Genomic DNA, 12457 nt, shown 5'->3' with positions numbered 1-12457 from the left:
TCGCAAAGCGAAGATCTACAAGTTACATGTCATCATCTGAACTTTCATCCAGATCAAGATAAGAGTCTTCTTCTTCATCCTCTTCCACATCTACCATTTCTTCTCCGTCAAATTCTTTCTTGGAGAATCCATAGTCACCAAATCTCTCGTCCTCTCTGTCAGAGTAACGGTCTCCCTCGATGATGTGGTTCAGGTTGGTATCACCGTAATCAACTGATTCCATAATTTTAACTTCGGTATTGTCATCACGCAGTACGCGGACATCGAGTGCCAGGGACTGCAGCTCTTTCAACAATACTTTGAAGGATTCCGGAATACCAGGCTCCGGAATATTGTCGCCCTTGATGATGGCTTCGTATGTCTTCACACGGCCAACCACATCGTCAGACTTCACAGTCAGGATCTCCTGCAGCGTGTAGGATGCACCGTACGCCTCAAGAGCCCAAACCTCCATCTCTCCGAAACGCTGTCCACCGAACTGAGCTTTACCACCCAGAGGCTGCTGTGTAACGAGGGAGTATGGGCCGGTAGAACGGGCATGAATCTTATCGTCTACCAGGTGATGCAGTTTCAGGTAATGCATGTGTCCGATTGTCGTTCTTCCATCGAACGGCTCACCGGTACGTCCGTCGCGGAGCTGTACCTTACCGTCTCTTGCGATATCAACACCCTTCCACAGTTCTCTGTGATCCAGATGCTCTTCCAGATACTGATATACTTCCGGAAGCAGAATATCTTTATATTTCTCGGAGAATGCATCCCATTCCATGTTTACATAATCGTTTGCCAGTTCCAGGGTATCCTGAATATCTTTCTCGTTTGCGCCGTCGAAGATCGGAGTGGAAACGTTGAATCCAAGAGCTGCTGCTGCAAGGCTCAGGTGGATCTCAAGCACCTGTCCGATGTTCATACGGGACGGCACACCCAGAGGGTTCAGCACGATGTCCAGCGGACGTCCGTTCGGCAGGAACGGCATATCCTCTACAGGAAGTACACGGGAAACGACACCCTTGTTTCCGTGACGACCAGCCATCTTATCGCCGACAGAGATTTTTCTCTTCTGTGCGATGTAGATGCGGACTGCCTGGTTTACTCCAGGAGAAAGTTCGTCGCCGTTTTCACGGGTAAATACTTTGGCGTCCACGATGATACCATACTCACCGTGCGGTACTTTCAGGGAAGTATCACGTACTTCTCTTGCTTTCTCGCCAAAGATGGCACGGAGCAGACGCTCCTCTGCGGTCAGCTCGGTTTCTCCCTTCGGAGTTACTTTTCCGACCAGAATATCACCGGCACGTACCTCTGCACCGATGCGGATGATTCCACGCTCGTCCAGGTCTTTTAAGGCTTCATCGCCGACGCCCGGAACGTCTTTTGTGATCTCTTCCGGTCCAAGCTTGGTGTCACGGGCCTCTGCCTCGTACTCCTCGATGTGGATGGAAGTGTAAACATCATCCTGTACCAGACGCTCGCTAAGAAGAACGGCGTCCTCGTAGTTATATCCTTCCCAGGTCATAAATCCGATCAGCGGGTTTTTACCAAGAGCAAGCTCGCCCTGGTAGGTAGACGGACCGTCTGCGATTACTTCGCCGGCCTCTACATGGTCACCTTTAAATACGATCGGTTTCTGGTTGTAGCAGTTGCTCTGGTTGCTTCGCATGAATTTGGTCAGATGGTAGACATCTTTTGTTCCGTCATCGTTGTTCATGCGGATCTCGTTGGAGCAGGAATAAGAAATGGTTCCTGCTTTTTTCGCAACAACGCAGACACCGGAGTCTACGGCTGCTTTTGCTTCGATACCGGTTCCTACAACAGGAGCATCGGTGATCATCAGCGGTACGGCCTGACGCTGCATGTTGGATCCCATCAGCGCACGGTTCGCATCGTCGTTCTGAAGGAACGGGATCAGCGCCGTAGCAACGGAGAATACCATCTTCGGAGACACGTCCATGTAATCAAACATGTGCGGCTCGTAGGACTGGGTCTCATCCAGATAACGTCCGGAAACGTTCTTGTTGAGGAAGTGTCCTTCTGCATCCAGCGGCTCATTTGCCTGTGCTACATGGTAATTATCCTCTTCATCTGCGGTCATGTAGACTACTTCGTCGGTAACACGCGGATTTTTCGGATCTGATTTGTCAATTCTTCTGTATGGAGCCTCAACGAAGCCATACTCGTTGATGCGCGCATACGATGCCAGAGAGTTGATAAGACCGATGTTCGGTCCCTCAGGAGTCTCGATCGGGCACATTCTTCCGTAATGGGAGTAGTGTACGTCTCGAACCTCGAATCCGGCACGGTCACGGGACAGACCGCCAGGTCCAAGGGCGGAAAGACGTCTCTTGTGCGTCAGCTCTCCAAGCGGGTTATTCTGATCCATGAACTGGGACAGCTGGGAAGATCCGAAGAACTCTTTGATTGCAGCTGTAACCGGTTTGATATTGATCAGGGACTGCGGAGAAATTCCGTCGATGTCCTGTGTTGTCATACGCTCACGTACCACACGCTCCATACGGGACAGACCGATGCGGTACTGGTTCTGAAGCAGCTCACCTACGGCACGGATTCTACGGTTGCCCAGGTGGTCGATATCATCGGCATTTCCTGCGCCGTATTCCAGATGCATGTTGTAGTTGATGGAAGCGAAAATATCTTCCTTTGTGATATGTTTCGGAATCAGGTCGTGAATGTCACGTTTGATCGCCTGTTTGATCTCTTCGATATCGGTATTTTCCTCCAGGATCTTTTCCAGAACCGGATAGTATACTTTCTCGTTGATGCCAAGTTCTTCCTCGTCAACATCTACCCATGCTTTCAGATCTACCATTAAGTTGGAAAGAACTTTTACGTTTCTCTCCTCTGTCTGAATCCATACATACGGTACTGCTGCGTTCTGAATCTTGTCTGCGAGTTCCAGAGTAACGGTGGTGCCTTTTTCTGCAAGGATTTCACCGGTGGACGGATCTACAACATCCTCAGCGAGGATCTGGTTGCGGATACGGCTGCGCAGTGCAAGTTTCTTGTTGAATTTATAACGGCCTACCTTTGCCAGGTCATAGCGACGCGGGTCAAAGAACATGCTCATGATGAGGCTCTCTGCATTTTCTACTGCGAGAGGCTCGCCCGGACGAATTTTCTTGTACAGCTCGAGAAGACCTTCCTGATAGTTGGTGGAAGTATCTTTGGTGAAGCTTGCAAGAATCTTCGGCTCTTCACCGAACAGCTCTACGATCTCTGCATTGGAGCTTACTCCAAGTGCACGGATGAGGACTGTGATCGGAACTTTTCTGGTACGGTCTACGCGGACATAGAAGACGTCGTTGGAATCGGTCTCGTACTCCAGCCATGCTCCACGGTTCGGGATTACGGTACAGGAGAACAGTCTCTTTCCGAGCTTATCATGTGCGATGCCGTAATAAATACCAGGGGAACGTACCAGCTGGCTGACGATTACTCGCTCTGCACCATTGATAACGAATGTTCCTGTTGCTGTCATCAACGGCAGATCACCCATGAAAATTTCGTGCTCTGTGATCTCGTCTTTTTCCTTATTATATAATCTTACTTTTACCTTTAACGGTGCCGCATAAGTAGCGTCACGCTGTTTACACTCTTCGATTGAGTATTTTACGTCATCTTCACACAGTGTAAAGTCTACGAATTCAAGGCTCAGCCGTCCGCCGTAGTCGGAGATTGGTGAAATGTCATCAAAGACTTCCTTGAGTCCGCTTCTCAGGAACCAGTCATAGGAATCCTTCTGGACTTCAATCAAGTTGGGCATTTCCAATACTTCTTTTTGTCTCTGGTAACTCATTCGCATACTTTTTCCGGTAGGTATCGGACGTATTCTGTTTTTCTCCATTGACGTTGTCACCCCTTGTGTTATAATATATTTATTACCGCTCATGCCTGAACAAAAGGTTTTAGGCATATCTTGCCATAATAGTGCATTTTCTAGATTATCATGTTTTTTCAAGTGTGTCAACAAAACAGATTGTATTTTTTTCAGTACAATCTGTTTTTTACTGGTTTTTCTTCCGTGACCCTGTTAGAATAATACTTTAGATGTGATTGAAAGCACCGAATTTTCAGAAAAAACCGCCTGTTTGATTTTTTTATTTTTCAAATCAAACAGGCGGTTTTTTTATTCTAATTTTTTAATATTTCAGAGCTCCATCCCGATTTCGCTTATGCCGCGTCGAATCGTTCTTTTTAATGCTGAATATTGTCAGCCATCATGTCCATAAAGCTCCATGGTTTCAGAACTTTGTTGATCTCTGCAAACACTTTATCATCGTAGTTGTGTTTTACTTCCGTTTTGCGGTCAAACACCATGGTATCCGCATCCTCTGCTTCTACTTCCGGCCAGTGCGGGAGTCCGGCATGATCCGGGGTGCCGTTCTTTGCGAAGGCAAGAAGTGCTCCGAAGATTTCGCTTTCCAGTTTATCGCTGACATCCGGGATGCCACAAATTTCTACGAGATCTGCGTTTCCGAAGAAATATGGGATATCGGAGCAGTGCCATGCCGGCTTGCCGTGCTGGAACGGGAATTCCAGAGCGAAGTTGTAGAGATATGCTTTGCCGCCGCCTTTTGCGAACAGTTTGGCAAGTTTTACGGTCGGCTCACGCATTGCACGGTCGATGGCAAGAACATCTACGCCGTTCTTCTCCGGATATGCTTCTTTGAAAGCGTCCAGAACCTTTTCGGCATTGTCTCCATAAACCTTTTTGAGGATTTCCAGAATCTCTTCCGCTGTCAGTTTGTTCTTATCATAAGCTGCCGGTGCAAACGTTGCGAACTCGCCGTATACGGTTCCGATCATCATCGGAATCTGATGTGCATGCTCACGGAAGCCTGCGTCGAATGGATTTCCATAGAAGTAATCGCCCTTTTTCGGGCCGCCGCCGATGTAGCCGCCACTCTGTGCAATCGCCGGAGCCACTTTTGCATATGCAGCAGCAAGCTGCGGATACGGTACAGTTTCCAGCTGAGCCACATCGTCAAAGCCGAGCGCTTTCATCATTGCCGTAATAATCTCCGTGCCGTCTTTCTCTCCTGCGCCGAGCGGATCGTCCTCCATAACACCGCTCATGACAAGGCCTTTCTGGAACAGGCCGTCTGCTGATGGAATCTGCATCAGGTCAATCACCTTCATTCCGCCGCCGGACTGGCCGAAAATGGTTACATTCTCCGGATCGCCGCCGAACAGGGCAATATTGTCATGTACCCACTGCAGGGCTGCCACCATATCGGCGTGGCCTGCGTTTGCGGAGTTTTTGTATTTTTCCCCAAACGGAGACAGATCCAGATATCCTAAAATATTCAGTCTGTGGTTGACAGAAACAAGAATCGAATCACCTTTCTTTGCGATGCTGACGCCGTCATACGCAACCTGCTCGATGGAAGATCCCGCTGCGTATCCACCGCCGTGGAACCATACGAGAACCGGTTTTTTGGCTTCCGGATCAAGTTTGTTTGTCCAGATATTTAAGGACTGGCAGTGCTCATCCTGCGGCCAGTAGCGGTGCGGAACCATAAGCTCGCCGTTCGGTGTATCTTGGTTCTGAAGCGGGCATACAAAGCCGTAGTTTGTCGCATCCTTCACGCCATCCCATTTGGACGGAACCGGCATCTGGAAACGGTCTGCGTATGCATACGGAATTCCTTTGTAAATGTAAACACCGTCATAAAAATAACCTTTTAAATCGCCGGATGTGGTATGCAGCACCGGCACGCCATCGTAATCAAATATTTTCCCCATTTTGAAATACCTCTTTTCTGTAGAATTTAGCATTTATGTTGTTTTCAGTATAAACAATATTTTCGTCCTTTTCTACTCGAATTGTCGCAAGATCTTCTTATATTGTTGCTTTTTTTCCACTCTTTCTCTGTATTCTCCCACCGCGAGTGCAATTTTTTGAAGATTTTACAGAATCTGCTCCACCTCAATCAGCGCCGTCTCGTGCGGCTCCAGGCGTTCCTGCACCGTGAGGCTGCCTTCCGGGTCGGTTTCCTGCTCCCAGACACGGTATTCCGGGTCCGCACTGTGGCACAGCATCGCGCGCTCCATCCGGTTCATCCGCTCCGGAGCTCCCATCCGCACCCACGCATCGTAGCTGCTGCCGTGCTCTTTTGTCACTTTATACAGCCGCAGGCAATATTTTCCCGGTTCCAGTCCGGTCAGTTTCACTGAAAAGGTCCGGATTTCCCCCATATTGAATACGCGGTAACGGTCCGTGCGGGAAATATTCACGGCATGGCGGTAGCGGTACAGCATATCGTAGTGAACATAGTTGTACAGGTAAATCTGGCTTTGGTTTTTCTCCGGCTCCGTGCTGATAAAATAGCCGTCCCCACGCTTCACCAGACGAGATCCCATTCTGCCGAGCAGCCGCAGCGCAGTGCAGACCGCCTTTGGAATGCCGTTCATCGTGAACAGCCCAAAACCTCCATGATACGTTTCCCGCGCCGGAAATACTTCATCCAAACGGTCATTGACCGAGAAATACGCAATTCCCTGCAGCGCCTCTTCATTTTCCAGAAGATTTTTAAACAGCCATGCCGCTTTATAACAGGTATCGTTGCACAGATCCCTCTGCCAGATGTTGCTGCTGCACTCATCCACCAGAACCGGCAGTGCACCAAGCCCAGCCTTCTGCAGCAGACCTTTTACCTTCTCCCCGCGGTTCCGCAGAAAATCCGGGTCGCGGCTCACAATCATATTGACGCTCTCGTTGTTCTGGATCAGATTCATTTTCTCCTCTTCCTCTCCATAGATCACCGTGCCAAACGAGCGGAATGCAAAAATTTCCGGCACACATTCCTTTTCCTTCATAGTTTCGATAAAGGCTTTGAGATGTTCCTCCGGTCCAAGACCAAAGGAAAGACATGTTACAAGATCCGGGCTCACACGTTTCATCTCCTCGTACGATGCTTTCCACGTCTCAAAGAACTCATCTCCTCCATCAATCGTGATCACGTCTCCGCTGATCCACGGGTTGAAAATCCAGCGCCGCATCTGGTTGATTCCATACCGTTCCCTTAGATGTTCCATCAGGTTTTTGATCAGCATGCGCCACTCAGCCAGATCTCGCGGAGAGCTGCTTAGCGCCGGACGCATCGTTCTTCCCGGGTCTGTTTTTGCCAGCAGCAACGGCATATGGCCGAATTCCAGCAACGGCTTCGCTCCCGTGGAAAGGATGAAATCGATCACCTCATCAATATAGTTCCAGCAGAACTGAATCTCGCCCCACATATTCCGCCGAAGTACGCACATATCATCATCAAGAATTCCTTTTACGCGGATCAGCTCATAGCCGAGCTCCTGCACCAGCTGTTCCAGCTCATCCTGCACCTCGCGGTTCAGCACACTTGCCGCATAGCCAGCATTGATCACGCGCTTCCAGTGGCCTGCCACTCTTGGTTTCCGTCCGTTTACTGCCGCTGTCACGGAAACGGCACTCTCATTTATCGTCTCAATCTCCTGCTCCGTGACCGCTGCATACTGCAGGAGACTCTGGAAAATATCATGGTCTCCCGCCGCCTCTTCCCGCTCTTTTCCTTTCTTTTCACGCTGTTTTACTGTATATTCCATCTGCTTCCGGTATTCGCTCGGTGTCATACCGCGGTATTTGCGGAATGCGCGGATCATCGCCGTCTCATTGACAAATCCATTGTGATAGGCAATCTCCGTCAGCGTTGCGCCGCTGTGCATTTCCTGTACGGCATGCGCCAGGCGCACCTGCGTCACGTACTCCCGAAATGATACACCGAAATACTGCGGAAAGCTCCGTGAAATATAGGCACGGCTCAGATAAAGATGATCCGCCAGATCCTCCAGCGTAATCTCTTCCCGGCAATGCTGCAGAATATAGTCTGATGCCCGCTGAATGCGTTCCCTTCCGCCCCGGCCCTGTTCCACCTTTTCCCCGGATGTAAAGTAAAAAAGCAGATCCTCCAGAAGCGCCGTCACACGGCTTTTCATATAGATCGGTTGTTCCTCATTATTCTTGTACATCTCAAGAAAGATCCGTGCCATATCCCGCCGGATCAAATCAAATTTTTCCTGCTGATCTTCCATATAAAAAAACGACTGACATTTGACTTCACATTTCAGCAGCTTAATGTGAAATGAATCAATCGTCTCCGCTGAAACGCAGAGCGACAGAGCAAGTCCGTCTTCGTCCAGATCCAGGTCACAGATCTGAAACCGGTTGATCGCAAAGATAGATCCCATCGGGAGATTGTGAACTTCCCCGTCCTCGTAGCTGACTCTTCCACTCCCACGAAGCAGAAATAAAAGTTCAAAATCCGGATTCCACAGTTCCCGTTTCTTCTCCGGCCGGAGTAGCCGAAAACGGAATCCCGGCATTTCCTGTTTTGTTCCTTTCAGCATCATGTCTTCGTCTCTGTTGTCTCTTTCCATTTCACACCTCATGATAGATTTTTTTGTTGTATTGTACCACAAAAAAGGTCCCGCAAAAAGATCTTCTCCTTTTGTGGGACCAATTTTTCGGTTTTTGTTTTAGTTTTTGCAATTATTCCTTCACCTTCAGCACCAGACACTGATACGGTTGCAGACGGATCGTTTCCTCGCCTGCCTCGCAGGTGTCATAGTTATTCAGAAGTACTTCTTCGATTGTGTCTGTAAATGGCAATGTAATGCCATCCGCAAGAGAAGTAGTAAGGATCAGAATATTATTCTTCTCATCCTTCCTGCGGTACGCCAGAACGCCGCTTACCGTCTCGTATTCCGGAATCAGCGTTCCGTAGAGGAAGGTTTCTTCCAGATCTTCACGTCGTCTTACTGCCACCATTTTGCGGTAAAACCACAGCAGGGAATCAGGATCTTTTTCCTCGGCCTCATAGTTCAGTTCCGTATAGTTTTTATTCACCGGGAACCACGGCGTACCTGTTGTGAATCCCGCCTCGGCAGATGCATCCCACTGCATCGGAGTTCTGCTGTGCTCGCGGCTCTCGCGGTTGATCTGCTCGAGCGCTTCCGCATCCGTTTTTCCTTCTGCAATCAGACGGTCGTAAATAGCAAAGGTCGGTTTGTCGACGAATCCCTGAATAGACTGTTTCGGGTTGTCGCGCATGCCAATCTCCTGTCCCTGATACAGAAATACAATACCCGGCAGGAAGAAATTGGTGACCGGAAGCATCTTTTCGCTGTAGCGGTTCTGGTCCTCCGGCATCAGGAACCGGTCGATGATGCGCGTTTTGTCATGGTTTTCGAGAAAGTTGCAGAGCATGCCGCGGCCATCCACGATTTTCTGCGCCGCAAAAAGCTGATCGCGATAATCGTCAAACAGCGCCACGGTATTGCCCCATTTTGGGTTACGCACATTGTCGAGGGTGTGACAAAAATCGAAAACGGACGAGAAACTGCCGTTTTCCCCAATCACATCCTCCACATCCTCCGGTCCCATGTGATCGTACTCTCCGATCGTCAGCGCATCGGTCGGCGCAAAGGTGCGCTCCTTCATTTCACACAAGATATCGGCAAGACCGTCTACATTGTTGAAATACTCGAACGCCATATTGTACTCGTCCGGTCCATCCGGCGGAAGGTTGGTGTACTGATAATTCTTTTTCAGATGGCTGATCGCATCAAGACGGAATCCGCCAAGTCCCAGATCCATCCATTTTAAAATCATCTCATAAATTTCTTCCCGCAATTTGGGATTCTCCCAATTGAGATCCGGCTGCTCTTTTGTGAAGATGTGGAGGTAATACAGTTTATCATATCCCGGTACTTTCTCCCACGCGCTGCCGCCAAAAATCGACCGCCAGTTGTTCGGCTCTTTGCCGTCTTTTCCTTCCCGGAACACATAATACTTTCCGTACTTTCCAAACGGATCTTGGAGTGCCGCCTGAAACCACGCATGCCGGTCAGAGGAATGATTCACGACAAGGTCCATCAGAATGCGGATGCCGCGTTTTTTTGCCTCCGCAATCAGCTCCTTCATGTCCTCCATCGTTCCAAACGACGGGTCGATATCCATGTAATCGGAAATATCGTATCCGTTATCCACCATCGGGGATGCAAACACCGGACAGAGCCAGATGACATTGGCTCCCAGCTTTTCTATTTTGTCAAGATGACGGATCACGCCTTTCAGATCTCCGATGCCATCTCCGTTGGTATCCTGAAAGCTCTTCGGGTAAATCTGATATCCGACCGTTTTGTGCCACCACTTTTTCTCCATTACTCTTCTCCTGTTCTTTTGTTTTCGTGATGCGGACTGCTCTTTAGGTTTACCGCAAAACCTATAGTGTTTTCACTATATCACAAAAGAATGGATTGTGCTACTTTTTTTCTTTTTGATTTTTCCTATGTTCGCTTTACCGTTACGGCTCACTGTTTTTTCATCAGCGGCAAAATCACGCAGGAAGCAGCTTCTCCCCCCATATGAATGGTCTGGTGGCCAATTTTATTTTCCGTTTTTTCCGACCACAGCCCTTTCTGATTGCTGTGAACATGATACTGCGGGAAGTCGGAGGAGGAAACATCTACACGAATGCGGGAACCCTTTGGAATCGTGTATACAATATTCCACATAGTAATCTGTACCTCTGCCACGCTGCCCGCCTCATAGGCTCCGGCCTCCGTTTTTCCCTGCTCCAATGTTGCAATCGAGGAACGAATGTTGTACGCTTTTCCTTCCGGCGTTACCTCCATGATTTTAGCGGTAAATGCCGTATCCTCGCAATCACTTTCCACGAACAGACGGACGGAAGCTTTTCCGTTCAGCGTGAAAGTTTCTTCCAGCGGTTCTGATACAAAACTCAGGACATCCTCACGATAGTCCGGTTCCGGCTGGAGATGGCTGCCGATCTGCGGCATCGTATGCAGAAGGGCTTCTCCGCCGATACTCTCGACCGGAGTGGCCGGGTCAAACGTGTAGTTTCTCGTTTTTTCCCGTTCCGGCGCGTCTGCCCGCAATGCTTTTTCATCCAGATACAGCGTCATGTTTCCCGCAGTTCCTTCTTCTCCCAGTCGGTCGGATACGATGTCAATCCACCGGTCCGCTCCGATTTCATAGGCACGGATCCGCTGCGTCGGGATTTCTTTTTGTTTCAGCGTCAGCTCAAACCATTCCAGCATCTTTGGAATTTCTTCATTCTGCGGGTGCAGCACCTCTTTGCCCTCGAGGCAGATCTGGAAAAAGTGGTTCCAGGCGCCGATTTCGAGCCAGCTGTGCTGTTTTGTTTCCTCGTTCAGCCGCTCCCACGTTTTCATACTGCTGCCGTGGTGATGATCGTACCAGCCGCTTAAAAGATAAATCGGAACCTTCGTTTTTGATGGAATTTCCCGCAACTGTTTCCACCAGCCCGTCTGCCAGAGTTCCGCATCCGGGCTCGGGCTTGTGATGTATTCGCGGTAGGACGGAACACGCTGTCCCCACAGCGCCTCGTCCACTTCAATCTGCGGCAGATAACGGCAGCTTTCGCGATAGTCAGCATTCACTGGTTTTTCCGCATTTTCCATCGACCATGCGGTCAGGATATCGTGGCGGAAGCAGCCCTTCTCGTAGGCTGATACAAAACGATCCGTTCCATAGTCCTCCAGAAACATTGCGGCAACTTTCCCCTCCGCGGCATCAGCGAACGCCCAGCCGGTCATGCTTGTGTAGGAATGGCCCCAGTAGCCTAAGATTTCGCACCATGGCTGCTCCACAAGGTAATCCATGGTGTCAATGCCATCGTTCCGCTCATTAATGTTTGGCTCCCATTTTCCTTCCGACTGCTCTCTGCCGCGGCAATACTGGTAGACATACACATAACCCCTGCGCGCCAGTCCCTCGCCGTAGGCACGGTGAATACGGTCGTTGCCCGGATAGCAGGTACGAGTCAGGATGACGGGATATTTCTTGTTTTCTCCTGATCCGCCTTCCCTTGGAAAATAATAGATTGTATGCAGCTTCACACCATCGCGCATCTCGATCTGGCTGTCTTTTCTCTCAAATGCTGCATAGCTTTCGGAAACGCCGCTTTTCGCAAATTGTGCTTCTACGCGTTTTACCGCAGCCGCCATAAAATCTTCTGCCATTGCCCTAAACCTCCATTTCCAGCAGTGCCATACCGAGTGTCTTTCCATGTTTGTCCAGCGCCAGCGATCTTGTGACACCGCCGCCGAGTGTCTTGTCGAGGACAAAGTTCAGCGCATGGATTCCGTCCAGTTCGTAGCGGGTTACTTTTCCGTGACAGATTTCGCGGAAGTATTCTGCTACGCGTGCTTCTGTTACTTTTTCTTTCAGCATTTCATAATTGTTCTCATCATATGGGATCACCGAAATATTGGAGATCTCGCCTTTATCGCCCGTTCTTGCATGTGCAATTTCTTTTAATTTCATACTTCTTCCTTTCCTGTCCTTCGTTACTGTCTGTCGATTGCGGAAAATGGTTTTCCAGACACGTTCCGGCAATCTCTTCGTTTTATAACAATCCCA

The 12457-nt window shown here is 49.4% G+C and carries 6 protein-coding genes; all 6 read right to left on the bottom strand.

The window, feature by feature from the left end:
* Positions 1-22: 22 nt before the first annotated feature.
* The 6 genes from rpoB to DXD02_RS08285 all read right to left on the bottom strand — a co-directional run bounded on the left by rpoB (position 23) and on the right by DXD02_RS08285 (position 12361).
* On the bottom strand, positions 23-3862 hold the full coding sequence (gene rpoB / locus DXD02_RS08310; RefSeq protein WP_117510452.1) for a DNA-directed RNA polymerase subunit beta: 3840 nt from the start codon (positions 3860-3862) through the stop codon (positions 23-25).
* A gap of 350 nt (positions 3863-4212) precedes the next feature.
* Complete coding sequence (locus DXD02_RS08305) at positions 4213-5763, bottom strand: carboxylesterase/lipase family protein (RefSeq protein ID WP_117761434.1); 1551 nt, start codon at positions 5761-5763, stop codon at positions 4213-4215.
* Between the two features lie 165 nt (positions 5764-5928).
* A complete protein-coding gene (locus DXD02_RS08300) occupies positions 5929-8427 on the bottom strand; it encodes a GH39 family glycosyl hydrolase (RefSeq protein WP_158568555.1) in 2499 nt (832 codons plus the stop codon).
* 112 nt (positions 8428-8539) lie between these two features.
* Positions 8540-10213: an alpha-glucosidase gene (locus tag DXD02_RS08295; RefSeq protein WP_118666726.1), complete on the bottom strand. Its 1674-nt coding sequence runs from the start codon at positions 10211-10213 to the stop codon at positions 8540-8542.
* A 149-nt stretch (positions 10214-10362) separates the two neighbouring features.
* A complete protein-coding gene (locus tag DXD02_RS08290; protein WP_158580119.1) occupies positions 10363-12057 on the bottom strand; it encodes a CocE/NonD family hydrolase in 1695 nt (564 codons plus the stop codon).
* A 4-nt stretch (positions 12058-12061) separates the two neighbouring features.
* Positions 12062-12361 (bottom strand): AtuA-related protein, encoded by a 300-nt coding sequence (locus DXD02_RS08285; RefSeq protein ID WP_022462826.1) that lies wholly within the window; start codon positions 12359-12361, stop codon positions 12062-12064.
* Positions 12362-12457: the final 96 nt, after the last annotated feature.

The organism is Blautia sp. TF10-30, assembly GCF_003481245.1.
GTDB classification, from domain to species: domain Bacteria; phylum Bacillota; class Clostridia; order Lachnospirales; family Lachnospiraceae; genus Fusicatenibacter; species Fusicatenibacter saccharivorans.
Note: the sequence above shows the minus strand (reverse complement) of the source record. Positions and strands in the feature narration are given on the sequence as shown.

Bases quoted from the DNA above. Each gene is read 5' to 3' on its own strand.
- rpoB (WP_117510452.1), bottom strand. From the start codon at position 3,862: ATGGAGAAAAACAGAATACGTCCGATACCTACCGGAAAAAGTATGCGA.
- DXD02_RS08305 (WP_117761434.1), bottom strand. From the start codon at position 5,763: ATGGGGAAAATATTTGATTACGATGGCGTGCCGGTGCTGCATACCACA.
- DXD02_RS08300 (WP_158568555.1), bottom strand. From the start codon at position 8,427: ATGGAAAGAGACAACAGAGACGAAGACATGATGCTGAAAGGAACAAAA.
- DXD02_RS08295 (WP_118666726.1), bottom strand. From the start codon at position 10,213: ATGGAGAAAAAGTGGTGGCACAAAACGGTCGGATATCAGATTTACCCG.
- DXD02_RS08290 (WP_158580119.1), bottom strand. From the start codon at position 12,057: ATGGCAGAAGATTTTATGGCGGCTGCGGTAAAACGCGTAGAAGCACAA.
- DXD02_RS08285 (WP_022462826.1), bottom strand. From the start codon at position 12,361: ATGAAATTAAAAGAAATTGCACATGCAAGAACGGGCGATAAAGGCGAG.